This is a genomic window from Providencia sp. PROV175 (assembly GCF_032707045.1).
GTDB lineage: Bacteria > Pseudomonadota > Gammaproteobacteria > Enterobacterales > Enterobacteriaceae > Providencia > Providencia hangzhouensis.
Window position 1 is genome coordinate 819,895 of the sequence record NZ_CP120533.1, and the last position, 25,456, is coordinate 845,350.

Below are 25,456 nucleotides of genomic sequence, written 5' to 3' on the forward strand. Positions count from 1 at the left end.
AATGATTGAACAAGACAACATGTATATGGCTCGTGCTTTTGAGTTGGCACGAAAAGGGCGTTTTACCACATCACCTAATCCAAATGTCGGGTGTGTGATTGTGCGTGATGGTACTATTGTCGGTGAAGGGTATCATCAAAAAGCGGGGGAACCCCACGCAGAAGTCCATGCACTAAGGATGGCAGGAGATAAAGCGCAAGGGGCAACGGCTTATGTCACCCTTGAGCCTTGCAGTCATCACGGTCGTACCCCACCTTGTGCAGAGGCGCTGATCAAAGCGGGTGTAAGCCGCGTTGTTGCTGCCATGCAAGACCCAAACCCTCAAGTTGCGGGCCGTGGCCTGTATATGTTGTCGCAAGCAGGGATTGAAACGCACAGTAATGTTTTACTAGATGATGCTGAAGCGGCAAACTGCGGCTTTTTAAAACGTATGCGTACCGGGTTTCCTTATATCCAGTTGAAACTTGCCGCTTCACTCGATGGCAAAACCGCCCTTGAATCAGGGGAAAGTAAATGGATTACCAGCTCGGCAGCTCGCAAAGATGTACAAGCTCTTCGAGCCGAGGCTAGCGCTATCTTAAGTACGAGCAGCACGGTTGTTGCTGATGACCCTTCTTTAACGGTACGTTGGAACGAGCTCCCATCAGACATCCAACAAGTTTATCCAGAAAACCAAGTGCGCCAGCCCATTCGTATTGTGTTGGATAACCACAATCGTGTGACTTCTGGCCATAAAGTCACTCAATTAGATGGTGAATGCTGGTTAGTGCGTTCAAACCCAGATGAAAATGCAGTATGGCAAGGGCAAGTTGAGCAACTCGCTGTTCCTGCTGATGAAAACGGCACCGATCTCGTTATTTTGATGATGCAATTGGCTAAACGTAATGTGAATAGCATTTGGGTTGAAGCAGGGGCAAAACTTGCAGGCTCATTGCTTAAGTTAGGTTTAGTGGATGAGCTGATTGTCTATATTGCGCCTAAATTATTAGGAAATAGCGCTCGAGGTCTGGTGGACTTCCCACCGCTTAATGCCCTTATTGATGCGCCAAAATTTGAATTTACAGAAGTGAAGCAAGTCGGGCCAGACCTACGCGTCAGGCTTCGTCCCGTATGGTAAGTGGTTTTTTTGAAAATCATACGTACGATACACGAAAGAATGTGATAAAATCCGCGCCCCGCGGGTTATAATTAATATTAGAGGAAGGCTATGAACGTAATTAAAGGTGTTGTTGCTGCTCCACAAGCGCGTGTTGCTATCGCTATCGCTCGTTTTAACAACTTTATTAATGATAGTCTGCTGGAAGGTGCTGTTGATGCGTTAGAGCGCATTGGTCAGGTTTCAAATGACAACATCACAATTGTGTGGGTTCCAGGCGCTTATGAGCTACCGTTGACCACAAAAGCATTAGTTGAAACTAATAAATATGATGCAGTAATTGCATTAGGTACCGTTATTCGTGGTGGTACAGCTCACTTTGAATATGTTGCAGGTGAATGTAGTTCCGGCCTATCTCATGTCGCGATGAACAGTGAAGTGCCAGTGACTTTTGGTGTGTTAACCACTGAAAATATCGAACAAGCCATTGAACGTGCGGGTACTAAAGCAGGTAATAAAGGTGCTGAAGCTGCACTGACAGCACTTGAAATGATTAATGTAATTAAGGCCATCAAAGGCAAATAATACACAATTAGCTCTTTGTTGCCGTTTTTTCGCCACAATGGTGTAGATAACGCAATGCAACAAGTGTTTTTTGTGTACAGTTTTTAAATTTAAGGGGAATCTTGTGAAACCTGCTGCTCGTCGCCGCGCTCGTGAGTGTGCTGTACAGGCCATTTATTCATGGCAATTATCTGGCAATCCAATTGCTGAAGTGGAATATGAGTTTATTGCTGAACAGGACATGTCAGACGTTGACGTAAACTATTTTCGTGAACTGTTATCAGGTGTTGCGACCAACGCGACAAAACTTGATCAACTGATGGCGCCTTATTTATCTCGTCAGCTAGAAGAGTTAGGGCAGGTAGAAAAAGCGATTTTACGTGTCTCTATGTTTGAATTAAGTTTCCGTGAAGACGTACCTTATAAAGTTGCAATCAACGAAGGTATTGAATTAGCGAAAGTTTTTGGCGCAGAAGATAGCCATAAATTTGTTAACGGTGTATTAGACAAAGCGGCACCTGCAGTTCGTCGTAAAAAATAATAATATCAGGGTTCCCTCCTGTAGCACTACAGTAATAAATAGGTAGGCTGGGTTCCAGTCTACCTTTGTGTTTATATGCTCGCGATATTTCAATGACAGGTGAGCGAAGAATAATTGTAGCCAATTAGATACGCTGTTTAGGTTAGCAATTGTGTGCTATTTACCTATTATTGAATTATTAGGGTGTAAATTATTTGCTTCGTCTCAAACGAAAATAGATATAGCGAAAACGGAAAATCTACCATGTCATATGGCGAATTTGACCTCATCGCGCGTTATTTTAACCGTCAAACCACTAACCGACGTGATGTTAATATCGGTATTGGCGATGATTGTGCGTTGATGACCATTCCAGAAAAACAGCAACTTGCAGTAAGTACTGACACTCTCGTTTCTGGTATCCATTTCCTACCTACCATTTCACCGGCTGATCTTGCTTATAAATCATTAGCATCTAATTTAAGTGACCTTGCAGCGATGGGCGCAGACCCTGCATGGGTTTCCTTAGCCATTACATTGCCTTGTGTTGATTGCGATTGGTTGCAATCTTTCAGTGATAGCTTGTTTGAACAGCTTAATTATTATGGAATGCAATTGATTGGTGGTGACACAACTCGTGGGCCAATGAGTTTAACGTATACGGTTCATGGTTTAGTACCAAATGGTAAGGCGATGTCTCGCGCAGGAGCGCGTAATGGCGATTGGATTTATGTCACTGGTACTCTCGGTGATAGCGCGGCAGGCTTAGCTATTTTGCAAGACAAACTGAATGTTGAAAATGTAGAGCATCAAGAATGGCTAATTGCGCGCCATTTACGTCCGCAGCCACGGATTTTACAAGGCCAAGCGTTGAGAAACCTGGCTTCTTCTGCAATTGATATTTCGGATGGTTTAGTTTCCGATCTTAACCATATCTTGAAAGCGAGTGGTTGTGGTGCACGGATTAATTTAGATGCATTGCCTCAATCAGAAGCGTTGAAACAAAGTTGTAGTATTGAGCAAGGGCGTTTATGGTCTTTGAGTGGTGGTGAAGATTACGAACTCTGTTTTACTGTTCCTGAAATTAATCGTGGAGCGTTAGAGATGGCATTAGCGCATACGGGGTCAGGCTTTACGTGTATCGGGCAAATTAAGCCGCAGTCTGAAGGAATTAGCTACTTTTGCAATAACCAAGAAGTTGATGTAAACCTAAAAGGTTTCGATCATTTTGTTTCGGAAGGTGCATAGAATGGCAAGTCGCCAAGAAAAAGCAGAAGCAAAAAAACGGCTGAATATGCGTAACCCTTGGCACTTATTGGCCACAGGATTTGGGAGTGGCCTTTCGCCTATTGTGCCTGGCACAATGGGCTCTCTTGCTGCGATACCTTTCTGGTTATTAATGGCAAACATGCCAATTTGGAGTGTGTGGGTACTCATTATCGTGGGTTTTTGGATTGGTTGCCTAATTTGCCAACGCACTTCCGACGATATGAAAATTCATGACCATGGCAGTATTGTTTGGGATGAATTTATTGGGATGTGGATTACGCTAATGGCGATCCCAGTTGTTGATTATGAGTGGGTCATTACCGCCTTCTTTATTTTCCGTATTTACGACATGTGGAAGCCATGGCCAATACGGTTTTTTGACCGAAAAGTCAGCGGCGGTTTTGGTATTATGATTGACGATATCATTGCGGCGATTTTTTCTTATGTCACTATTTGGTTGTTGGTTTGGTATGACATTATGCCATTCTCAACCAACTAAATATGCGTCATATTTTGCGCTGTGGCGTTGTTGGCTGCGTTCGGTTACCCGAATCACATACTTGTGTATGCTCATCGGGATAACCTCGATTGCCGCCTAGCCACAACCCAAACTATTTAGCGTATTGGTATTTATCGTATTTCAAACTAAATACGCGTCATATTTCAAATTGTAGGGGTGTTGGCTTCGCTTATTCGCCCTAGTCACATACTTGTGTATGCTCCTAGGGTCTTATTCGCTTGCCGCCTACCTACAATCTGAACTATTTAGCGTATAAATACGTGTCATATTTCAAATTGTAGGGGTGTTGGCTTCACTTATTCGCTCTAGTCACATACTTGTTTATGCTCCTAGGGTCCTATTCGCTTGCCGCCTACCTACAACCTGAACCATTTAGCGTATAAATACGTTTATATTTGATGTGATTGCATATCGTGGTGACTTCTTTTACTTCTTTTACTTCTTTTACTTCTTTTTGCGCCGAATACCCATCACTGAGGTTTGTGCTAAGGTTAAACCTTTGGTTTCTGGTGCAAATAGAATCGAAACAATTAGCCCGAGTAAAGAAACGCCTGCCCCCATTAATACCACCGAACTGACACCGTATTTAGTGATAAACAGCGGTAATGCCCACGTTGAAAAAATGGTTCCAATACGGCTGATGGACATTATTACCCCAACGGCAGAGGCTCGAATATCTGTTGGAAACAGTTCATTAGGGTAGAGCCATTGTAAAATACCCGGCCCGCCGGAGAAGAAAGCGTAAATGCCAAACATAATAATCACAAGGCAAATACCGAGGTTTGAGAATAGCCCAAGTATGGCAAGTGCAAGGGTCATAATCGCAAAGCTACCAATCAATAGTGGCCGCCGGCCCATTTTATTTAACCAATACATCGCGGGTAAACAGCCTAACATAAAGAATAAGCTAATAACCACGTTACCCAGTGCGGCATTTTTCCCCTGATCCCAGCCCAATTGCCCAACAATTTGTGGGCCAAAGGTGTAAATTGCAAACATCGGGATCACTTGACAGGTCCAAATAATGGCAGTGAATAGAACAAAAGAAAAATGGCGCTTAGTGAATAATTGGATGAAATGTGTTTTTTGTTGTTCTTCGGCTTCGAATACCACAGGCTGACCAAACAGCTTTTCCATCATTTTTTCGCATTCTTTAACGCGCCCTTTGCGGATCAGCCAAAGAGGTGATTCAGGTAAATCAAAACGACCAATCAAAATGATAATACAAGGGATCACTGAGCTACCAAGCATCCAGCGCCAGCCATCTTCCACGTCATACAACATATAACCGACGAGATTGGCACAGGTTGCACCCACATACCACATTGCCGCAATAAACCCGACAGCAAATGCGCGCTGTTTGGTATTGGAAAACTCAGTGATCATTGACGTTGCAATTGGGTAGTCCGCACCTATTACTATCCCGATTAAGAACCGCATGATAAGCAGCTCCATCGGTGTTGAGACAAACATGGTCGCCACTGAAATAGCACCAATGGCAACAATATCAATTAAAAACATTTTACGACGACCGACTTGGTCGCAAATATAGCCGAATAGAGAAGTACCGATGAATAGGCCCGCTAATGTTGCAGCGCCTAATAAGCCAATCCATTTACTACTTAAGCTTAATACGGGTGTGAGTTGTTCTAAGGCAACGCCGATCAGGACTAATACATAACCATCCAGAAAAGGCCCTCCACTGCCCCAAAGCATAATCCGCCGATGAACGGAGGAAAATTGGATATCATCAAAACTTTTTGGTTTCATTATGCATCCCAGTGTCAGCGTAAATAACCGCTTGAAAACTCTCGAAGTTATTAGCTCCGAGAGTTATGCTAAATAAATCAGCCGTAACGAAATTCAATACCGAAAGTGCCGCGTGGGTATTCCCATTTTTCTAATGCGCTACCTAAGCCAAGAATGCGGCAGGTTCCACATTCAAGACAACCGGCATAATCGAAACGTACTGAGCCGTCCTCTTGTTTTTTATATAATCCCGCTGGGCAAGCTTTAGTTAATGTTTCGAGCACATTCATATCTGGATGCTCTTTTATCACAATATGCGGGTTTTCTTCATCGACATTAAATTTATTAATGCCGAGTTTGACATCAACGTTGACTGGATTACTCATATTGCTCTGACTCCTTTAATTCCATCTTTGAGCAAATTCATAAAGCCCACTTTCTTCGCGTGTTGTAACATGGTCTTACGTAAAGGCACAGGAGCTTCATCTGAAATAGTGAAGAGTTTTTTGGCAATACCAACCGCCATTTCTGGGTAAGCAGAAAACATGCGCGGGTTATCCAAAAACTCAGGCATTTTTTGGTACATTTTCATGTCCCGCAGTGGGCCTTCGTTGAGCAGTGTGAGGTATTGATTTAAATTTTGTTTGCTGAAATCGTCGGTTTTCATTGCGCTAAGTACGGCTTTTGCTGCCGCTTCACCGGAGGCAACAGCTAAGTCCATACCACGAATAGTAAAACCTAAATTCATACACATACCAGCCGCATCACCAGCAATTAATACCCCATCACGTACTAATTCTGACTGCATTTTTAAACCTGCTTCAGGAACAACGTGAGCGGCATATTCGACCATTTTTCCGCCTTCAATCAACGGTGCAACGGCGGGGTGCTGTTTAAAGTCTTCAAGCATTTGCGGAACAGATTTCTTAGCGTCTTTGATGTGGTGTAAGCCACAGACTAAACCTAAAGAAATAGTATCTTCATTGGTATAAAGGAAGCCTCCGCCCATCAAGCCATCGGTCGGTGAGCCTGCAAATAGCCAAGCAACGCCCTCGTTCTCATTTAAATTAAAGCGGTTGCACAACACATCTTTTGGTAGTTCAATTAATTCTTTAACCCCAACGGCAACATGTTCTGCATTGACGCGTTTTGTCATACCAAGTTGTTCTGCCAATAGTGAATTGACACCATCTGCTAAAATGACCACTTTAGCTTCAAGAACATCACCATCAGCCTCCACACCGACGACCTTGCCATCACGTTCAACTAACTTATCAACTCGAATACCCGTAATACACTGTGCACCAGCATTTTCGGCCTGTTCAACTAGCCATGGATCCAATTTACCGCGTAGTACAGACCAAGACGTTTCATCAGGGCTTTGTTCTGAGCCATTTTGGAAATCAACTGTAACAGCGCCAGTTTCGGTCATAAACGACAGTTTTTCGCGTGTGATCATGCGCTCAATAGGCGCTTCTTGGGTAAAGCCTGGAATAATGCGTTCTAAGCTATGGGCATACATTCGCCCACCTGTTACGTTTTTACCGCCCGCGTAGTTTCCTCTTTCGATTAGGAGAACTTGCGCACCTTCACGGGCAAGCACCAATGCAGCCACAGAGCCGGCTAGGCCTGCACCTACAATGATTGCATCAAAAATATCATCGGACATAGTTTCTCCAAAGGTCACTAAAACAGTGAGGAAAATGCCTCACTGTTATTGAGTTTATTTCGCCAGTTGTTGCGTTAAAGCAGGTAAGATTTTGAACAGATCACCTACTATCCCGTAGTCAGCAAATTGGAAAATAGGGGCATTTTTATCTTTGTTGATAGCGACGATAGTTTGTGCGCCATTTGCACCGACCATATGTTGAATTTGCCCTGAAATGCCAACAGCGAGATAAAGCTCTGGTTTGAGCATTAAGTTGGAAATACCCACGTAGCGCTCATGTTCCATCCATTTTTCATTTTCTGCGACTGGGCGGGAACAAGCGATTTCAGCACCTATTGTGTCGGCAAGCGTTTTAGCAATAGCGATGTTTTCTTGACTACCAATACCCCGTCCTACACTGACAACTAAGCGTGCTTTATCTAATTCAACTGAGCTACCTGCTTTTTTCTGAATCGAGGTACGTACAATAGATTGTTTTGGTTCGACCCATTGTGTAGCTTGAGCCGTGCCGTTACGTGATGCATCACTTGGGGCTGCTTCAAATGTACCAGAGGTAAGTGTTGCAATTGAAAATGCGCTATCTAGAGTCTCTTGACCGAAGGCGAGACCACCGTAAACCATATGTTTAATTGCAGGTTTTCCAGATTCGATTGTAACTGCTGTTGCATCGTTAGAGACGACTGCTTGTAGTCTAGCCCCTAAGCGTGCTGCTAGTAATTTACCTCTACGGGTATTCGGTAACAGTAATAAACCTTTATCACCATGCTGTTTGATGGTTGAAACGATAGTGTCTGCATAATCTTCAATAATACGGTCGTCGGGTTTACCTGCTAATTGAAAAACTTGGGTCGCACCAAGTTGAAAAGCTTGTGAGCTTTGCGCTTCATCTAGGGCGAAAACATTGACTTGCTCACCAAGGGTGAGAGCACCGCCGATAAGTTCAGGCAAACGGGAAGTCATGTCACTAAATACCCAAACGGTTGATAATTTGCTCATAACTCCTCCGATTAAATGATTTTTCTTAAATGTTCTGCAAATTGCGCAATTTGGTCATCTCCATCACCTTCAATAATGATTCGCTGGCGAACTTTTTGTTTAGGCGCTGAGATAGATTGAGACGATAATGCGGCAACGTTATCTAAGCCAATATCTGCCATCGTCCAAGTTTGGACGGGTTTTTTAGCAGCACCTAAGATGGCTTTCATGGATGGAATAACGGGAACGTTAATATCGGAGGTAACAGCGATAATGGCTGGTAATGGAAGGGATAACGTTTCAATTTCGTCTTCCAGTTCACGCTCTACAATCACCGTATCGGCTGTGATAGAAACAATGTTTTTCACACCATTAATGGCAGGAACTTGCAGGGTTTCACCTAATAAAATACTCACTTGTTGTGCATTGAGATCTGCGGAACCATCACCGCAAATAATTAAATCAAAGCCCACTTTCTGTGCCGCGGCACCAAGGGTAATCGCAGTTTGATGGGGCAGTGCATGCTCAAGTTGGTCATCAATCACAACAACCAGCTCATCTGGGCCACGCGATAGCACATCTTTACGTGCTTTCATATTCGTGAGTGCTTTACCACCAATACTTAACGCAATTACTTTGCTGTCTGCTTGCTGCGCTTTTATTTGGTTGGCAGTTTCAATTGCATTTAAATCATATTGACTGATTTTGGTATCGGCACGTGAAAAATCTAAAGAACCATCTGAGCTATTTACAATAATATCTTGTTCATCAGGAACAGATTTATAGCATGTAATAATATTCATTACATCTCCTAAAATAATATTAATAAATATGATCCGTTTCGGTTTCGGATTATATAATTATCATGATCTGGATATTTAAAAATAAAACCTAAGTCACCAATATTGAAAACCTTAAATTAAAGGGAGTTTAATTACTCATACTGATACCCTACTCACCAATATTATAAAAATCACCTAGTTATCAATGAAATGTTCAATATTGCTACCTGAATCACCAATACTGAAGGTATTTAATAACATTAACGTTACACAATATTTTATCTCTATGTATTTATTGGTATTTAGAGTTATTTTAAATAGAAAAAACAATAACAATTATTTATCACGAATAATATTGTGACCTTAATAACAGAATTGTTAATGGGGACTAGACATGATTTAGATAGAATTTGAATTAATACTTAATTAGGTTTCTCGGGATTTAATAATAAATATAAGTTTTAAATAAATGTAAGTATGAGGTTATGTATTAGGTATTGAGAATAATATCTATTTTAAAACTTATGTATTAAATAATAAATTGGGATCGAACTATGAGCAAAGAAAATAAAAAAGGTGGAATAGAACCTAAGGTTTTTTTTCCGCCGTTGATCATTGTTGGACTATTGTGTTGGTTAACTGTCCGTGACCTTGATGCTTCAAATGAAGTTATCAACCAAGTTTTCAGCTATGTCACCAATGTGTGGGGCTGGGCATTTGAGTGGTATATGGTCGTGATGTTTGGTGGCTGGTTTTGGTTGATTTTAGGGCCATACGCTAAGAAACGCCTAGGAGAAGAGAAGCCTGAGTTTAGCCGAGCAAGCTGGATTTTCATGATGTTCGCATCTTGTACTTCGGCCGCCGTGCTGTTTTGGGGGTCGATTGAAATCTATTATTACGTTTCTGCACCGCCTTTTGGCTTTGAATCTTATTCAAATGAGGCCAAAAATATTGGGCTTGCATACAGCCTATTTCACTGGGGACCACTCCCATGGGCGACCTATAGCTTCTTATCTGTCGCATTCGGTTATTTCTTCTTTGTGCGCAAAATGGATGTTATTCGTCCAAGTAGTACGCTAGTTCCTCTGGTAGGGGAAAAACGGGTAAACGGGTGGTTTGGTACGCTTGTTGATAACTTCTATCTCGTTGCGTTGATATTAGCAATGGGAACTAGTCTAGGATTAGCAACACCGTTAGTTACTGAATGTATTCAATATTTATTTGGTATTCCTCATACCTTACAACTTGATGCCATCATCATTTTCTGTTGGATCATCCTAAATGCAATTTGTGTGGCTTTCGGCCTGCAAAAAGGGGTGAAAATTGCGAGTGACGTCCGTAGCTACCTGAGTTTCTTGATGTTGGGATGGGTATTTATTGTTGGTGGCGCTAGCTTCATTGTGAACTATTTCACCGATTCTATCGGTGTCCTAATGATGTATATGCCTCGCATGCTGTTTTATACCGATGCGGTAGGTAAAAGTGGCTTCCCACAAGGCTGGACAGTGTTTTACTGGGCATGGTGGGTTATCTATGCCATTCAAATGTGTATCTTCCTCGCGCGTATTTCTAAAGGCCGTACCGTCCGTGAGTTGTGTATCGGGATGGTGGCAGGCTTGACGGCGGGAACAACGTTAATTTGGACTATTTTAGGGAGTAACACACTCCAACTTGTTGACCAAAATATTATTAATGTTCCCAAACTAATTGAAGAATTCGGCGTTGCGCGCGCCATCATTGAAACATGGGCTGCCTTACCTTTGAGCACTGTAACAATTTGGGGCTTCTTCATCCTCTGCTTTATCGCCACTGTGACACTCATTAATGCCTGTTCCTACACCCTCGCTATGTCGACTTGTCGCGCAGTGAAAGATGGTGATGAGCCGCCATTGTTAGTGCGCATCGGTTGGTCTGTCTTAGTCGGTGTTATCGGCATTGTTTTGCTGGCGTTAGGCGGATTAAAACCCATTCAAACAGCGATAATTGCCGGAGGATGCCCACTTTTTTTCGTCAACATCATGGTAACGCTCTCCTTTATTAAAGATGCCAAAGTGCATTGGAAAAATGACTAATTTACTCAGAAACAACATTTAAGAGGTTATTGATATGGATTTTAGATTGAATGATGAGCAGGAGCTGTTTGTCGCAGGGATCCGTGAACTGATGGCCAGTGAAAACTGGGAAAGCTATTTCGCTGAATGTGACCGCGACAGTAAGTATCCTGAACGCTTTGTAAAAGCGTTAGCGGATATGGAAATCGATAACCTGCTGATCCCAGAAGAACATGGCGGCTTAGATGCAGGGTTTATCACCGTTGCTGCGGTATGGATGGAGCTGGGTCGCCTGGGAGCACCAACCTATGTGCTGTACCAACTACCGGGCGGTTTTAATACAGTGCTAAGAGAAGGAACTCAAGAGCAGATTGATAAAATCATGGCGTTCCGCGGTACGGGTAAACAAATGTGGAACTCGGCGATCACTGAACCGGGGGCTGGCTCTGACGTAGGTAGCCTACAAACCACTTACCAACGCCGTAATGGCAAAGTGTATTTGAACGGTAGTAAATGTTTTATCACCAGTAGTGCTTACACCCCATACATTGTGGTGATGAGCCGTGATGCGGATTCACCAGACAAACCTGTTTTCACCGAATGGTTCTTAGATATGAGCAAACCAGGTATCAAGGTGAACAAACTTGAAAAATTGGGTTTACGCATGGATAGCTGTTGTGAAATCACTTTTGATAATGTCGAACTTGATGAAAAGGACATGTTTGGTCGAGAAGGTAATGGTTTTAACCGTGTAAAAGAAGAGTTCGATCATGAACGTTTCTTAGTGGCCTTAACTAACTATGGTACTGCGATGTGCGCGTTCGAAGATGCGGCTCGTTATGCTAACCAGCGTGTTCAATTTGGTGAAGCCATTGGCCGTTTTCAGTTAATTCAAGAAAAATTTGCACATATGGCGATCAAGCTCAATTCAATGCGCAACATGTTATATGAAACTGCATGGAAGAGTGACAATGGATTGATCACCTCTGGAGATGCAGCAATGTGTAAATACTTCTGTGCAAATGCGGCATTTGAAGTCGTGGACTCTGCGATGCAAGTACTCGGTGGTGTAGGAATTGCAGGTGAGCACCGGATCGCCCGTTTCTGGCGTGATCTGCGTGTGGATCGCGTATCAGGCGGTTCAGATGAAATGCAAATACTGACATTAGGCCGTAGCGTACTAAAACAATACCGCTAATAACTGAACGTAATGGGATGGCTTTCAAGGGAAGGCCAACCCTGCTTCACAGGAGATAACAACATGGCAGAGCATCTACCTATGCCAGAATTTGGCCCTCTAGCTGGGGTTAGAGTGGTATTTTCAGGAATTGAAATTGCTGGCCCATTTGCAGGGCAAATGTTTGCAGAATGGGGCGCTGAAGTGATCTGGATAGAAAATGTCGCTTGGGCAGACACTATTCGCGTTCAACCCAACTACCCTCAGCTGTCACGACGTAATTTACGTGCGTTGTCATTGAATATTTTCAAGGATGAAGGACGTGACGCATTTTTGAAACTAATGGAAACCACAGATATATTCATTGAAGCGAGTAAAGGCCCCGCATTTGCTCGCCGTGGTATCACGGATGAAGTACTTTGGGAACATAACCCTAAACTGGTCATTGCACACTTATCCGGTTTCGGGCAGTACGGTGACCCACAATATACCAACCTTGCAGCTTATAACACCATCGCTCAAGCTTTCAGCGGCTATCTAATCCAAAACGGTGATAAAGACCAGCCAATGCCTGCTTTCCCGTATACCGCAGATTATTTTTCTGGCATGACCGCCACAACAGCGGCTCTCGCGGCATTGTATAAAGCGCGTGAAACCGGAAAAGGTGAAAGTATTGACGTTGCCATGTATGAAGTGATGTTGCGTATGGGGCAATACTTCATGATGGACTACTTTAATGGTGGAGAAATCTGCCCACGTATGACAAAAGGGAAAGACCCCTATTACGCAGGTTGTGGTCTCTATAGCTGTAAAGATGGTTATATCGTGATGGAAATTGTCGGCATCACGCAAATTCAGGAAATTTTCAAAGATATTGGGTTAGCGCATCTGTTAGGTACACCAGAAATACCGGAAGGCACACAGCTAATTCACCGTGTGGAATGCCCTTATGGGCCTTTAGTGGAAGAAAAACTCGATGAATGGCTAGGTTCACGTTCGATTGATGAAGTGTTAGCAAGACTCGCGGAATTGAATATTGCTAGCGCCAAAGTCCTTACGATTCCTGAGCTAGAAACCAATCCTCAATACATTGCACGCGAATCTATTACCAGTTGGCAAACAATGGAAGGAAAAACCTGCCGTGGTCCTAATGTCATGCCTAAATTCAAAAATAACCCCGGACAAATCTGGCGAGGCATGCCATCACACGGTATGGACACGACAGATATCTTAAAAAACATTGGATACAGCGAAACTGATATTCGGGGGTTAGTCGATAAAGGGCTAGCCAAAATAGTTGATTAATTGAATGGGTACTCAGGGCAATGATGACTATTGAACTGAGTATTCATCAGGGAAATGATGGGTAACAATTAATGGATGTAATCGGTAAACAAAATTTGCGTCAAATGTGGGATGACTTAGCAGTCACCCACGGTAACAGTCAGGCGCTTATCTTTGAATCCTGCGATGGAAAGGTTAGCAAGTTCAGCTATTTAGAAATGAACCAGCAAATTAATCGCACCGCCAATCTCTTTTTAGCTTATGGCATTCAAAAAGGCGATAAAGTGGCTTTACATTTAGATAATTGCCCTGAATTTTTCTTTTGCTGGTTTGGCTTGGCTAAAATTGGGGCGATTATGGTCCCAATTAATGCGCGTTATAAATACAGTGAAAGTGCCTGGATCATGCAGAACTGCCAACCCAAAATGGTGGTAACTTGCTCCTCTTTCTTAGATATTTATCAACAAGTATTCGCTGATGAAGCGACCAGCTTAGAACATATTTTTTTGATTACAGAAACGCAAATTGAACCCGTAGAGCATATTTCTGACTTTTGGCTTGAGCAGTCACAACAACATACGCAGTTGACTCAGGTGGTTGAATTGCATGTCGAGGATACGGCCGAAATTTTATTTACTTCTGGTACCACCTCGAAACCTAAAGGGGTGATTATTACTCACTATAACCTCCGCTTTGCGGGTTATTACTCTTCTTGGCAAAACAGCTTGCGCTCCGATGATATTTATTTAACGGTCATGCCTGCTTTTCATATTGATTGCCAATGTACGGCTTCTATGGCTGCATTTTCTGCCGGTGCTACGTTTGTTTTATTAGAGAAATACAGCGCACGCCGTTTTTGGCAACAAGTGGTGAAATACAAAGCGACTGTCGTCGAACTTATCCCAATGATGATCCGCACATTATTAAGCCAGCCGCTGGCGGATAACGAAAAAGATCATTGTTTACGAGAAGCCATGTTTTACCTCAATTTAAGTGAAGAAGAACGCGACCAGTTTATGGCCCGTTTTGGGGTGAAGCGGTTTTTAACTTCGTATGGAATGACGGAGACGATAGTTGGTTTGATTGGTGATAGGCCTGGCGATATGCGTCGTTGGCCATCCATTGGCCGCCCTGGTTTTTGTTATCAAGCTCAAATTCGGGATAGAAATAACCAACCTGTCGGAACAGGGGTTATTGGTGAGCTTTGTGTAAAAGGTGAACGTGGTAAAACCCTCTTTAAAGAGTATTACAACAGCCCTGAAGCGACAGCAAAAACCTTTGACGAAGCGGGATGGATGCATACGGGTGACTTTGCTTACCAAGACAAAGACGGCTTTTTCTATTTTGTCGATAGAAGTAGCAATATGATCAAACGCGGTGGAGAAAATGTCTCTTGCAGTGAAATCGAAAATATTATCGCCTCACATCCTGCCATTGTCGATGTTGCGGTGATTGGTATTGTGGATGATATCCGAGATGAAGCGATTAAAGCCTTTATTGTGCTTGAAGAAGGGGAAACCTTAACTCAGGAAGAATTTTTTGCTTTTTGTGAAAAACAAATGGCGAAATTTAAGGTGCCAACGTGTGTTGAGGTACGTAAAGATTTACCGCGTAACTGTTCTGGAAAAGTATTGAAAAAATATCTGCAATAATCGACAAACTTGATTAATTTTGCATACATTTTCGGGCTGCACATGTGCAACCTGAAGCGTCACTGCACGACGAAGAAAGGATTATATTATGAGCGAATCATTAAAAATCACTCGAAATGGCGCTATTTTAGAAATCATGCTCGATAGACCTAAAGCAAATGCAATAGATGCAAAAACTAGTTTCAAAATGGGAGAAGTTTTCCTTAATTTTCGCGATGACCCTTCTCTGCGTGTCGCCATTATTACCGGGGCAGGAGAGAGATTTTTCTCTGCGGGTTGGGATTTAAAATCTGCGGCGGAAGGTGAAGCACCTGATGCTGATTTTGGTCCAGGAGGCTTTGCCGGTTTGACTGAAATTTTTAATTTAAACAAACCTGTTATTGCTGCGGTGAATGGATATGCGTTTGGCGGTGGTTTTGAACTGGCTTTAGCGGCAGATATGATTATTTGTTCTGAAAATGCCAGTTTCGCATTACCTGAAGTCCAACTCGGGATTGTTCCGGATAGCGGTGGTGTTTTACGTTTACCTAAAATTTTACCTGCGCCAATCGTGAATGAAATGGTGATGACCGGCAGACGAATGGATGCGCAGGAAGCATTACGTTGGGGAATTGCTAACGATGTAGTGCCTATTGAGAGTCTGATGGATAAAGCCCGTGAACTTGCAGAACAAATCACCCAAAGTGCGCCACTTGCTGTCGCTGCACTGAAAGAAATTTTCCGCGCTACAGGTGAACTTACAGTTGAAGAGGGGTATAAACTTATGCGTAGCGGCGTGCTGAAAAACTACCCTGCGGTTTTACACTCAGAAGATGCAACAGAAGGCCCGCTGGCGTTTTCCGAAAAACGTTCACCGAGTTGGAAAGGGCGCTAGTACGCTAGCAGTGAGGTGAATCTTGAGTTTTTACGCTTTTGAAGGGGTGATCCCAGTTGTTCATCCCACCGCATATGTACATCCATCAGCGGTAGTGATTGGTGATGTGATTATCGGTGAAGGAGTGTTTGTCGGGCCTAACGCCTCTTTGCGTGGGGACTATGGTCGTTTGATCATAGAAAAAGGGGCAAATATTCAGGACTGTTGCATTATGCATGGCTATAGTGATGTTGAAACGATTGTCCATGAGTGCGGACACATAGGTCACAGTGCTATTTTGCACGGATGTATTATTGGTCGTGATGCTTTAGTCGGTATGAATAGTGTGATCATGGACGGTGCTGTCATCGGCGAACAAAGCATTGTTGCTGCGATGAGTTTTGTTAAAGCTGGGTTTCAAGGAGAATACCGTCAGATGTTAGTCGGAAGTCCAGCCCGTTTTTTACGCTTAGTGACTGATGAAGAACTGCATTGGAAGCAGTTAAATACTAAGGAATATCAAGACCTAGCGTGCCGGTATCAGCAACACTTACAGGAAACCCAGCCACTAATAGAGCTTGAAGCTAATCGACCCCAATTATTTGGTACAACGGATGTAAAACCTAAGGGGCAATGATTCACAAAAAGGCCGTAAAATAAAAAACGCAGATAGTGAAGTCTGCGTTTTTTATTGATGTGAAGCTAAGAAATAGGTTTAACGACGTTGTGCTTTTGATAGCATCCATTGCCATTTTTGCTCTCGATTTAATTCACTTGGTGGCATAGAGGCTGCTTTTATAGGAGAATCGATAGTGACTTTTTCAGCTTGATGATTTCTTAAACGTGCATAAAGCTGGTTATCAATTTTCTTAACTTTAATAAGCCGCTGACATTGGCAGCCTCGTCCCGATAATTTATTTGGGATCATTTTTACTTCACACTGAATTTCAGCAACATCAGATAAAATATAAGAAACAATATTGACAGCATTAGGATGCGGAATATCAAAGTGATTAGATATTTCTCTAGCTGTAGTCCAATGGCCTTGTTTCATTACCCAGTTTGCGATAGATAAATACAAGGGTTCATTAATATATTGTCCACACATAAGCGCTCCCAAATCTATTTATTAAAATTGGCTAAATAAAAAGAAACTATATGCAAATTGTAGTTGGAATAGCGTTTATTTGTTTCCTGGTTTGTTAATTAAGAAAACAAAATAATTAATTATTAACTTTTGGTTAAAATTGTTAAAATAATATATTCGTTTTTAATGTTAATTATCATTATTTTAATATGAAAACTTATATTTCATAATGATAGGTGTCGAATATAATTCAGAGCCTAAATTACGCCGTCATACAGTGACAAAGTTCATATTAATAGATTTTAAAATAATTTGCATGCCTTTATTGTGAAAATTTACATTCAAGACAAAAGTTTTGTTTATATTCAGATTCTAGGTAAATAACTGAATATCGTTGTAGATAAACTGATTATATTTGGTTTTATATTTGATTATAATGATCTTGAAATATAATAAAAATGTGACATGGGTGATTTTTTTAATTGAATATTAGCGAGTAAGCAATTACAAAGAGTTAAATAATTTTCTAATATATTAAGAAAGAGAATAAGAGTGATTGGCTTTGTGATTGAATAGGGCATTGCGTGTTGATGCAATGCCCTCCTAGAGATAAAAATTATTTGGCTAAGTAGTTATTAATAGAATTAACAAGACCTGTGGAATCTAAGCCCAGTTCAGCAATAAGTTCTTCTTGGGTACCTTGAGAAATAAAATAGTCAGGTAAGCCAAGGTTTAAGGTTGGAATGATTTTTTTCTCATGCATTAAGAATTCATTCACACCGCTACCTGCTCCACCCATGATGGCATTCTCTTCGAGAGTGACAAGTACATCATGAGTATTGGCCATTTCAAGGATAAGCGCTTCGTCTAAAGGCTTCACAAAGCGCATATCAACAACAGTTGCATTAAGTTGCTCAGCAGCAACTAATGCGTGGCTTAATAATGTGCCAAAACATAAGATAGCGACTTTTTCACCTTGGCGACGAATAATACCTTTACCAATAGGCAGTGGTGATAATGGCTGTAATTCAGCGCCTGTTCCTGTACCTCGAGGGTAACGAACCGCACATGGGCCATCTTGGTAATGGTAGCCAGTATGCAGCATTTGGCGGCACTCATTTTCATCACTTGGAGCCATAATAACCATGGTTGGTATACAGCGCAGGAATGAAATATCAAAAGAACCTTGGTGAGTTTGTCCATCAGCCCCAACAATGCCTGCCCGGTCAATTGCAAACATGACAGGTACCTTTTGGATAGCCACATCATGAATGACTTGATCATAACCGCGTTGCAAGAAAGTGGAATAGATAGCAACAATAGGCTTATAGCCACCAATGGCGAGGCCTGCCGCAAAGGTGACAGCATGTTGCTCCGCGATCGCGACATCGAAGTATTGCTCTGGGAATTCTTTAGAAAACCGAACCATACCAGACCCTTCACGCATCGCAGGGGTGATAGCCATCAGCTTGCTATCGTCTTTGGCCTCTTCACACAGCCAATCCCCAAAGATTTTAGAGAATGTTGGCCCCGTCTCTTTGCTTTTAGGTAAAGTGAAGGTACTTGGGTCAAATTTAGGAACAGCATGCCAGCTAATAGGGTCTTTTTCTGCTGGCTCATAACCCCGGCCTTTCTTGGTCATGATATGTAAAAATTGCGGGCCTTTTAAATCACGCATATTTTTTAACGTTTGAACTAAGGCAACAACATCATGGCCGTCAACAGGGCCAATATAGTTAAAACCTAATTCTTCAAACATGGTCCCCGGTACGACCATGCCTTTAATGTGTTCTTCTGTCTTTTTCAGTAGCTCTTTAATAGGCGGCATGTTAGAAAAAACTTTTTTTCCACCTTCACGCAATGTTGTGTAGAGCTTTCCAGAAAGCAAGTGAGCTAAGTGGTTGTTTAGTGCGCCAACATTTTCTGAAATAGACATTTCGTTATCATTTAAGATAACCAACATGTCAGGTGCAGCATCCCCAGCATGGTTCATCGCCTCAAATGCCATTCCTGCGGTAATGGCGCCATCACCAATCACACAAACCGTTTTACGGTTTTGTTTTTCTTTTTCTGCGGCAATGGCCATGCCTAAACCGGCACTAATGGATGTTGAGGAATGGCCAACGCTTAAAATGTCATATTCACTTTCTTCACGCCATGGAAAGGGATGTAAACCATTTTTTTGACGAATGGTATCAATACGGTCACGGCGCCCCGTTAATATTTTATGTGGGTAGGCTTGGTGGCCGACATCCCACACAAGGTTATCAAACGGCGTTTTATAGACATAATGTAGTGCGACGGTGAGCTCAACAGCGCCAAGACCAGAAGCAAAGTGACCGCTAGAGCGACCTACGCTACTCAGTAAAAATTGTCTGAGTTCATCACAAAGCTTGGGCAAACTCTCTTTAGGCAACAGACGAAGCTCATCTGGTGTCTCTGCCAAGGCTAGCGTTGGATATTTAGCGATATCAATACTCATTAGTTGCTCACTTATAATTAATAAAAAACCCAACTTACTTAGCCATAACAAAATGACTATTTTCAGTATTTAGCTGCATAAAGCCTCTATGTGCTGTTGGGTTGCCTTCGTTTATCGTCTGCCTATAACTCTCGAGTGATTAAGAAGTCATCCATCTATTTTGTTGTGTTATAGGAATGATTCGAAGATACATTAGGGTAATAAATTGCCGTAATTATCGATCTTCTTGTAGCCAAAAGGCAAAGCATATTGTCAGCTTTTACGTTCAATAATGAAATTAGCTAAAGCGCTTAACATTTCTATATTATATCCATGGGACTGGAGTGTCTCTAAAGCATCTATTGCATCATGATATAGCTCACGTGCTTTTTTCTGCGCCGCTTCAAGCCCTAATAGCGATGGATAGGTACTTTTTTCATGTTCGGCATCAGTTCCTTGGCGTTTACCCGTGACTTCACTATCACCGATAACATCTAGGATATCGTCCTGTACTTGAAAGGCAAGACCGATGGATTGTGCATATTTATCTAAAACAGGTAACAATTGTTGACCTTTTTCACCTGCCGCAAAAGCACCAAGACGGATTGCAGCACGAATCAATGCCCCTGTTTTATGTTGATGAATGCGCTCGAGAGATTCAAGGCCGACTTGTTTTCCTTCTGCATCTAAATCAAGAGCTTGCCCACCACACATCCCCGCTAAACCACTTGCATATGATAACTCTGCAATCATGGCTATGCGGTCTTTGTCTGTTACATCTGGCATTGGTGCAGATGACAGTAATTGGAACGCCAATGTTTGCAATGCATCTCCAGCAAGTACCGCATTGCCTTCACCATACTTAATATGACAAGTCGGTTGGCCACGACGCAAATCATCATCATCCATTGCAGGTAAATCATCATGGATTAATGAATAAGCATGAATACATTCGACTGCGGCAGCTGGGACATCAAGGTTTTCTTGGCTAACACCAAACATAGAACCGACGACATAAGTTAAAAATGGGCGTAAGCGTTTTCCACCTAATAATGTGCCATGACGCATTGCTTGTGCAAGTGGAAGGTCTGCAAACGGCAGTGCGTTTAAGGCATCTAATAGGTATTGATTGACTCTGTCGTAGGCTTGCTTTTGTTGCTGCGTAAAGCTATCTAAATGTTGTTCAGACATAATTTATTCTGTATCAGGTGAAAAATCGGCTAGAGGTTTATTTTCGTCATCACTTAGCAAAATTTGTACACGTTGCTCAGCTTGCTGTAGTACTTTTTGACCTTGCTTAGCAATTTGAACACCACGTTCAAACTCATTAAGGGCATCTTCTAAGGGAAGATCACCTGATTCTAGGCGAGCGACGATCTGCTCTAGCTCTTGAAGCGAGTTTTCAAAACTAACAGTTGGAACTTGCTGAGTTTTTTCTTTAGCCATAATATTTAACCACTAATGTGGGATCAGTTAATTCGATGGGTTTTAAATATTCAGCAGACTAACGCAGTCTTGCTACGGTTACAATTTATTATTGGGGTTTTTAGATTCAACCCGCAAGATAGTGTTATAATACGCCTCATTATTGACAATTGGTAACGTGTCATGTGTCTCTGTTAAGGCACATTCGTTTGCCCCCAACCACCATGAACATGCAGCTATTATGAAGTTTATCATTAAGTTATTCCCAGAAATTACCATTAAAAGCCAAACTGTTAGGCTACGTTTCATTAAAATTTTGACCAGTAATATCCGTAACGTGCTTAAACCACTTGGCGAAGAAATTTCGGTTGTCCGTAATTGGGATAACATTGAAGTGCGTGTGAAGGGGGAAACAAAACACGATGAAATTTGTGACATGCTAGGGCGTATCCCAGGTATTCACCATATTCTCGAAGTGGAAGAAAAACCGTTTACTAGTCTGCATCATATTTACGAAATGACACACGAAGCCTATGGCGAGTCATTAGAAAATAAAACATTCTGTGTGCGGGTGAAACGTCGTGGTAAACATGAGTTTTCATCCATCGATGCTGAACGCTATATCGGTGGTGGGTTAAACCAGCACATTGCATCTGCAAAAGTTAAGCTTAAAGACCCTGACACCACGATTCACTTAGAAATCGAAGATGATAAACTTATCTTAGTTAAAGCACGTATTGAAGGCATTGGTGGTTTCCCTATAGGGACCCAAGAGGATGTGTTGTCACTCATTTCCGGTGGTTTTGATTCAGGTGTCTCGAGCTATATGTTGATGCGCCGTGGCTGTCGTGTTCACTACTGCTTCTTTAATTTAGGCGGAGCTGCGCATGAAATTGGTGTGAAGCAAATTGCACATTATCTGTGGAACCGTTTTGGTAGCTCCCATAAAGTCCGTTTTATTGCTGTAAATTTTGAGCCAGTTGTGGCTGAAATTTTAGAAAAAGTGGATGATGGCCAAATGGGCGTTGTGCTCAAACGTATGATGGTAAGAGCAGCATCGAAAGTTGCTGAGCGTTATGGTGTGCAGGCGATTGTCACAGGTGAAGCTCTGGGGCAGGTATCAAGCCAGACTTTAACAAACTTGCGTTTAATTGATAATGCTTCTGATACCCTCGTATTAAGGCCGCTAATTTCCCATGATAAAGAACATATTATTAAGTTAGCTCGCCAAATTGGTACTGAAGATTTCGCAAAAACCATGCCTGAATATTGTGGTGTAATCTCAAAAAGCCCAACAGTTAAAGCGGTGAAAGCGCGGATTGAAGCGGAAGAGGCCAATTTTGATTTTAGTATTTTAGAGTCTGTTGTTGAGCAAGCTCAAAATATAGATATTCGACAAATTGCACAAGAAAGTCTTGAAAAAGTTCCTGAAATTGAAATGGTGAGTGAGCTTTCAATTGAAAATGAAGTGATTTTAGATATTCGTTCAATTGATGAATTCGAAGACAAACCACTGAATGTAGATGGAATGGAAATTAAGCACATTCCATTCTATAAGTTGAGTACGCAATTTGGTGACTTACCAAAAGATAAAACCTATTTATTATATTGTGACCGTGGGGTAATGAGCCGCTTGCAAGCGCTATACCTAAAAGAACAAGGTTATGAAAATATAAAGGTTTATCGCCCATAACTTAAAACAGGGTGCTTGTATCACCAACTCACAATCAGAGAGAAATGTGGGGGAAATTTCCCCCACAAGACTAGTTATCGCAGGATAACGTAGCTTGAACCAGCGTGTTTCCGCTGCTGATACTGAAAGAGCACAGTCTTTCTTGCATCAATAACGAAAAACACAATACCGTCAGACACACGGTAACTAGCCCCAGAAGGGCAATTTTGGCCATTCCTCTTGACTCCTTTTCTAAAAGGAGACAGAATCCAATTGTGTGAGTTGGAGACTGCCTCGGATTAAGATTAACATCTAAATTCGGGGCTTTCGTCTTTTTGGCTCTCACTAATGCTTGAACCAAATGATCCAAGCACCCGCGGCAATCATAGCAAAAAAGTACTCTAAACACAGATTTTTTTTGCTGTTTAATTTTTATTATTCAATAAGTTAAGTTATATTTCTAATTCGTTTTTTATAATGAGTTTTATATTTAATCTTCTAAATAATCGTTAATACCATTAGGTAAAACGAGTTGAGTGGCAACTTGGGCTGCAGTCTTTCGGCCTGCCAATAGTTCAATTAACTTTAATGCAAAGTCAAAAGAAGTGGCGGGCCCTTGGCTAGTTAATAGATTGACACGTTCATCAAAGTAAACTCGGCGATCGACCCATTTATGAGCTGCGATTTTATCTTTCATTGATGGAAAACAGGTCATATTACCTAGTGGAAACAATTGGTGATATTCAAGTACAAGCGCTGGTGCTGCACAAATAGCTGCTACGATTTTACCATCAAGATGCATACGGCGAACTTTTTCAACCACCAGTGGGCTATCGCGGAACGTTTCTGCGCCCGCTATACCACCGGGCAGCACAATGGCATCAAAAGGCTCATCAGCGACTTTAATCAATGGGGTATCGGCAATAATTTTTAGGCCTCGTGAAGCGGTAATGGTTAAAGAACCGTCTTCCGTCACACTCGCTAAGGTCACATTAATGCCTGCTCTAACTAATAAATCAGCAGTAATGGTAAATTCAATTTCTTCACTCCCATGAGCGATGCAAATTAGAGCGGAAGTCGTCATATTGTTGTTCTCTATTTTTGACTAAATGATAAAGGCGAACGTTTTCAGGTGTACTGATCCCATGAGCTCGTGCTTGTTTGATTAAAAAGCCAGTGATGTAATCAATCTCTGTACGGCGATTATTTCGCATATCTTGTAACATAGAGGAATAGTTATCAGTGGTATTATTGATAATGCCGTAAATATACTCAGTCAGTTCTGCTTTATCCGTATGCAGCCCTTCTGCCGCCATAACATGACATATTTCATCAATGATCCGAGATATCTGTGTGGAATGTTGGATTAATTCACCATTTTTACAGTCATGTTCGACGGTAAGGGGGTTAATGACACAGTTTACAATCAATTTACGCCAGCAAGTGGTTAAAATATTATTATGCCAAGCTACATCAGGTAAGGCTTCATGCAAGATATCTGCTATTGGGTAGTAAGCTTGTGCTTGGGAATTGATAGCGCCGATATGTGTGATGCCATTTGCGACATGAAATACTTGGTTATTTTCTTGCCAAGCTGCATGGGTTGTGACGCCCGCTAAGATAGGATGACGTAAAGGCGCCAGCTCTTCAATCGTCCCCATGCCATTATGCAGTAATAGAATAGGCGTATTTTCTGGGATAGTATTAATCAAAGGTAATAAAGCGTCAGAAACTTGCCATGCTTTTAAACAAACAATGATCAACTCACTGGTTTGCAAGTGGTTAATATTATTACAAGGAATCAGCTCTCGGAAACTACGCCCATCAGGTTCATTAACATCGACGAATAAATCAGACTGTGCAACACGTAGCCAACCTTGTATTTCATGCCCTTGTATTGCAAGTGAAGCAAGCCACAGTTTACCTATCGCACCACAACCAATTAGAGTTATTTTCATTGTTTCCCCTTTGAAAATGGGACTTTAACGTCTTATAAGGTAAGGCGGAAGTGATCTCTTATCATTATAACCTTTTACGATACGAAGTTGTAGTTAACGAAGTATCACAGACCCTGATAACTTGAAGTGATGTGAATAAAAACGTTATCATGCGCACAGTCTAAAAATTATCAGTGAGGTTCTAGCTATGCCATCATTTGACATTGTATCTGAAGTGGAAATGAATGAAGTACGTAATGCGGTGGAAAATGCGCAGCGTGAGTTAACCAGCCGTTGGGATTTTAAAAATGTCGAAGCTAGTTTTGAGCTAAATGACAAAAATGAATCAGTTAAAATCACTAGCGAGTCTGATTTCCAAGTACTCCAGTTAGTTGATATCTTAAGAGAAAAAATGGCAAAACGCGGTATTGATGGTGCTGTATTGAATGTGCCAGAAGATATTGTTCATAGTGGAAAAACCTATAGCGTTGAAGTTACGTTCAAGCAAGGTATTGATGCTGCAACTGCTAAAAAAATCGTTAAATTAATTAAAGACAGTAAACTGAAAGTTCAAGCACAAGTTCAAGGTGACCAAGTACGTGTGACGGGCAAAGCCCGTGATGATTTACAATCGGTTATGGCATTAGTACGTGGCGGGAACTTAGGCCAACCTTTTCAATTTAATAACTTCCGCGATTAGTTATTTTTCAAGC

At 41.8% G+C, this 25,456-nt stretch carries 25 protein-coding genes; 13 read left to right on the forward strand and 12 right to left on the reverse strand.

All coding sequences use genetic code 11. The features are described from left to right. The first annotated feature begins 1 nt into the window (after position 1). The 5 genes from ribD (at position 2) to pgpA (ending at position 3,948) form a co-directional block, all read left to right on the forward strand. Positions 2-1,117, forward strand: a complete 1,116-nt coding sequence (gene ribD / locus P3L44_RS03455; RefSeq protein WP_140172096.1) for a bifunctional diaminohydroxyphosphoribosylaminopyrimidine deaminase/5-amino-6-(5-phosphoribosylamino)uracil reductase RibD — start codon at positions 2-4, stop codon at positions 1,115-1,117. 90 nt (positions 1,118-1,207) lie between these two features. Then, positions 1,208-1,681, forward strand: a complete 474-nt coding sequence (gene ribE / locus P3L44_RS03460; RefSeq protein ID WP_004905531.1) for a 6,7-dimethyl-8-ribityllumazine synthase — start codon at positions 1,208-1,210, stop codon at positions 1,679-1,681. Positions 1,682-1,784: 103 nt separating this feature from the next. Beyond that, complete coding sequence (gene nusB, locus P3L44_RS03465; RefSeq protein ID WP_036958557.1) at positions 1,785-2,201, forward strand: transcription antitermination factor NusB; 417 nt, start codon at positions 1,785-1,787, stop codon at positions 2,199-2,201. 243 nt (positions 2,202-2,444) lie between these two features. Continuing rightward, positions 2,445-3,428: a thiamine-phosphate kinase gene (gene thiL / locus P3L44_RS03470; RefSeq protein ID WP_004905525.1), complete on the forward strand. Its 984-nt coding sequence runs from the start codon at positions 2,445-2,447 to the stop codon at positions 3,426-3,428. A 1-nt stretch (position 3,429) separates the two neighbouring features. Beyond that, positions 3,430-3,948 carry a phosphatidylglycerophosphatase A gene (gene pgpA, locus P3L44_RS03475; protein ID WP_004905523.1) on the forward strand — a complete coding sequence of 173 codons (519 nt, stop codon included), beginning with the start codon at positions 3,430-3,432 and terminating at the stop codon, positions 3,946-3,948. Between the two features lie 465 nt (positions 3,949-4,413). Here the strand turns inward: pgpA and P3L44_RS03480 are convergent, their stop codons facing one another. From P3L44_RS03480 to fixA, 5 genes are all read right to left on the reverse strand, one after another. Continuing rightward, on the reverse strand, positions 4,414-5,739 hold the full coding sequence (locus P3L44_RS03480; protein ID WP_410480045.1) for an MFS transporter: 1,326 nt from the start codon (positions 5,737-5,739) through the stop codon (positions 4,414-4,416). A gap of 77 nt (positions 5,740-5,816) precedes the next feature. Then, a complete protein-coding gene (fixX, locus tag P3L44_RS03485) occupies positions 5,817-6,104 on the reverse strand; it encodes a ferredoxin-like protein FixX (RefSeq protein ID WP_004905518.1) in 288 nt (95 codons plus the stop codon). Further along, a complete protein-coding gene (fixC, locus tag P3L44_RS03490) occupies positions 6,101-7,387 on the reverse strand; it encodes an FAD-dependent oxidoreductase FixC (protein WP_140172099.1) in 1,287 nt (428 codons plus the stop codon). Before fixC ends, fixX begins: the two co-directional genes overlap by 4 nt. 54 nt (positions 7,388-7,441) lie before the next feature. Then, on the reverse strand, positions 7,442-8,383 hold the full coding sequence (locus P3L44_RS03495) for an FAD-binding protein (protein WP_004905511.1): 942 nt from the start codon (positions 8,381-8,383) through the stop codon (positions 7,442-7,444). Positions 8,384-8,394: 11 nt separating this feature from the next. After that, complete coding sequence (gene fixA / locus P3L44_RS03500; protein WP_140172101.1) at positions 8,395-9,165, reverse strand: putative electron transfer flavoprotein FixA; 771 nt, start codon at positions 9,163-9,165, stop codon at positions 8,395-8,397. Positions 9,166-9,698: 533 nt separating this feature from the next. On the opposite strand from fixA, the gene caiT reads away from it, so the two are divergent. From caiT to caiE, 6 genes are all read left to right on the forward strand, one after another. Beyond that, positions 9,699-11,216 carry an L-carnitine/gamma-butyrobetaine antiporter gene (gene caiT / locus P3L44_RS03505; RefSeq protein WP_140172102.1) on the forward strand — a complete coding sequence of 506 codons (1,518 nt, stop codon included), beginning with the start codon at positions 9,699-9,701 and terminating at the stop codon, positions 11,214-11,216. Between the two features lie 34 nt (positions 11,217-11,250). Beyond that, the gene (gene caiA, locus P3L44_RS03510) at positions 11,251-12,393 is read left to right on the forward strand and encodes a crotonobetainyl-CoA dehydrogenase (protein WP_004905499.1); all 1,143 of its coding nucleotides are present in this window, start codon (positions 11,251-11,253) and stop codon (positions 12,391-12,393) included. A gap of 63 nt (positions 12,394-12,456) precedes the next feature. After that, positions 12,457-13,677 carry an L-carnitine CoA-transferase gene (gene caiB / locus P3L44_RS03515; protein WP_094961956.1) on the forward strand — a complete coding sequence of 407 codons (1,221 nt, stop codon included), beginning with the start codon at positions 12,457-12,459 and terminating at the stop codon, positions 13,675-13,677. Between the two features lie 71 nt (positions 13,678-13,748). Continuing rightward, positions 13,749-15,308 carry a crotonobetaine/carnitine-CoA ligase gene (caiC, locus tag P3L44_RS03520; protein ID WP_140172104.1) on the forward strand — a complete coding sequence of 520 codons (1,560 nt, stop codon included), beginning with the start codon at positions 13,749-13,751 and terminating at the stop codon, positions 15,306-15,308. A gap of 88 nt (positions 15,309-15,396) precedes the next feature. After that, positions 15,397-16,182: a crotonobetainyl-CoA hydratase gene (gene caiD / locus P3L44_RS03525; RefSeq protein WP_272661673.1), complete on the forward strand. Its 786-nt coding sequence runs from the start codon at positions 15,397-15,399 to the stop codon at positions 16,180-16,182. A gap of 22 nt (positions 16,183-16,204) precedes the next feature. Continuing rightward, positions 16,205-16,798 (forward strand): carnitine operon protein CaiE, encoded by a 594-nt coding sequence (gene caiE, locus P3L44_RS03530; RefSeq protein WP_272661672.1) that lies wholly within the window; start codon positions 16,205-16,207, stop codon positions 16,796-16,798. 78 nt (positions 16,799-16,876) lie between these two features. On the opposite strand, the gene caiF is transcribed toward caiE, so the two are convergent. From caiF to xseB, 4 genes are all read right to left on the reverse strand, one after another. Further along, positions 16,877-17,269: a carnitine metabolism transcriptional regulator CaiF gene (gene caiF, locus P3L44_RS03535; protein ID WP_272661671.1), complete on the reverse strand. Its 393-nt coding sequence runs from the start codon at positions 17,267-17,269 to the stop codon at positions 16,877-16,879. Positions 17,270-17,864: 595 nt separating this feature from the next. Next, entirely contained in the window at positions 17,865-19,730 is a 1,866-nt protein-coding gene (gene dxs / locus P3L44_RS03540) for a 1-deoxy-D-xylulose-5-phosphate synthase (protein ID WP_272661670.1), read from the reverse strand. A gap of 252 nt (positions 19,731-19,982) precedes the next feature. Further along, on the reverse strand, positions 19,983-20,900 hold the full coding sequence (gene ispA / locus P3L44_RS03545) for a (2E,6E)-farnesyl diphosphate synthase (protein WP_272661669.1): 918 nt from the start codon (positions 20,898-20,900) through the stop codon (positions 19,983-19,985). A gap of 3 nt (positions 20,901-20,903) precedes the next feature. After that, positions 20,904-21,155, reverse strand: coding sequence for an exodeoxyribonuclease VII small subunit (xseB, locus tag P3L44_RS03550; protein WP_125891971.1), 252 nt, complete (start codon positions 21,153-21,155; stop codon positions 20,904-20,906). 220 nt (positions 21,156-21,375) lie between these two features. On the opposite strand from xseB, the gene thiI reads away from it, so the two are divergent. Continuing rightward, complete coding sequence (gene thiI / locus P3L44_RS03555; RefSeq protein WP_004905472.1) at positions 21,376-22,827, forward strand: tRNA uracil 4-sulfurtransferase ThiI; 1,452 nt, start codon at positions 21,376-21,378, stop codon at positions 22,825-22,827. 70 nt (positions 22,828-22,897) lie between these two features. Here the strand turns inward: thiI and P3L44_RS03560 are convergent, their stop codons facing one another. The 3 genes from P3L44_RS03560 to panE form a co-directional block, all read right to left on the reverse strand. Then, a complete protein-coding gene (locus P3L44_RS03560) occupies positions 22,898-23,041 on the reverse strand; it encodes a Hok/Gef family protein (protein ID WP_004905468.1) in 144 nt (47 codons plus the stop codon). 255 nt (positions 23,042-23,296) lie between these two features. Continuing rightward, entirely contained in the window at positions 23,297-23,890 is a 594-nt protein-coding gene (yajL, locus tag P3L44_RS03565) for a protein deglycase YajL (protein ID WP_272661668.1), read from the reverse strand. Beyond that, positions 23,850-24,764: a 2-dehydropantoate 2-reductase gene (gene panE, locus P3L44_RS03570; protein WP_272661667.1), complete on the reverse strand. Its 915-nt coding sequence runs from the start codon at positions 24,762-24,764 to the stop codon at positions 23,850-23,852. Before panE ends, yajL begins: the two co-directional genes overlap by 41 nt. Before the next feature lie 187 nt (positions 24,765-24,951). On the opposite strand from panE, the gene P3L44_RS03575 reads away from it, so the two are divergent. Next, the gene (locus P3L44_RS03575; protein WP_004905465.1) at positions 24,952-25,443 is read left to right on the forward strand and encodes a YajQ family cyclic di-GMP-binding protein; all 492 of its coding nucleotides are present in this window, start codon (positions 24,952-24,954) and stop codon (positions 25,441-25,443) included. Positions 25,444-25,456 lie beyond the last annotated feature (13 nt).

Coding starts and splice junctions, on each gene's coding strand:
- ribD (WP_140172096.1), top strand. CDS start 2: ATGATTGAACAAGACAACATGTATATGGCTCGTGCTTTTGAGTTGGCA.
- ribE (WP_004905531.1), top strand. CDS start 1,208: ATGAACGTAATTAAAGGTGTTGTTGCTGCTCCACAAGCGCGTGTTGCT.
- thiL (WP_004905525.1), top strand. CDS start 2,445: ATGTCATATGGCGAATTTGACCTCATCGCGCGTTATTTTAACCGTCAA.
- pgpA (WP_004905523.1), top strand. CDS start 3,430: ATGGCAAGTCGCCAAGAAAAAGCAGAAGCAAAAAAACGGCTGAATATG.
- P3L44_RS03480 (WP_410480045.1), bottom strand. CDS start 5,739: ATGAAACCAAAAAGTTTTGATGATATCCAATTTTCCTCCGTTCATCGG.
- fixX (WP_004905518.1), bottom strand. CDS start 6,104: ATGAGTAATCCAGTCAACGTTGATGTCAAACTCGGCATTAATAAATTT.
- fixC (WP_140172099.1), bottom strand. CDS start 7,387: ATGTCCGATGATATTTTTGATGCAATCATTGTAGGTGCAGGCCTAGCC.
- P3L44_RS03495 (WP_004905511.1), bottom strand. CDS start 8,383: ATGAGCAAATTATCAACCGTTTGGGTATTTAGTGACATGACTTCCCGT.
- fixA (WP_140172101.1), bottom strand. CDS start 9,165: ATGAATATTATTACATGCTATAAATCTGTTCCTGATGAACAAGATATT.
- caiT (WP_140172102.1), top strand. CDS start 9,699: ATGAGCAAAGAAAATAAAAAAGGTGGAATAGAACCTAAGGTTTTTTTT.
- caiA (WP_004905499.1), top strand. CDS start 11,251: ATGGATTTTAGATTGAATGATGAGCAGGAGCTGTTTGTCGCAGGGATC.
- caiB (WP_094961956.1), top strand. CDS start 12,457: ATGGCAGAGCATCTACCTATGCCAGAATTTGGCCCTCTAGCTGGGGTT.
- caiC (WP_140172104.1), top strand. CDS start 13,749: ATGGATGTAATCGGTAAACAAAATTTGCGTCAAATGTGGGATGACTTA.
- caiD (WP_272661673.1), top strand. CDS start 15,397: ATGAGCGAATCATTAAAAATCACTCGAAATGGCGCTATTTTAGAAATC.
- caiF (WP_272661671.1), bottom strand. CDS start 17,269: ATGTGTGGACAATATATTAATGAACCCTTGTATTTATCTATCGCAAAC.
- dxs (WP_272661670.1), bottom strand. CDS start 19,730: ATGAGTATTGATATCGCTAAATATCCAACGCTAGCCTTGGCAGAGACA.
- ispA (WP_272661669.1), bottom strand. CDS start 20,900: ATGTCTGAACAACATTTAGATAGCTTTACGCAGCAACAAAAGCAAGCC.
- xseB (WP_125891971.1), bottom strand. CDS start 21,155: ATGGCTAAAGAAAAAACTCAGCAAGTTCCAACTGTTAGTTTTGAAAAC.
- thiI (WP_004905472.1), top strand. CDS start 21,376: ATGAAGTTTATCATTAAGTTATTCCCAGAAATTACCATTAAAAGCCAA.
- P3L44_RS03560 (WP_004905468.1), bottom strand. CDS start 23,041: ATGGCCAAAATTGCCCTTCTGGGGCTAGTTACCGTGTGTCTGACGGTA.
- yajL (WP_272661668.1), bottom strand. CDS start 23,890: ATGACGACTTCCGCTCTAATTTGCATCGCTCATGGGAGTGAAGAAATT.
- panE (WP_272661667.1), bottom strand. CDS start 24,764: ATGAAAATAACTCTAATTGGTTGTGGTGCGATAGGTAAACTGTGGCTT.
- P3L44_RS03575 (WP_004905465.1), top strand. CDS start 24,952: ATGCCATCATTTGACATTGTATCTGAAGTGGAAATGAATGAAGTACGT.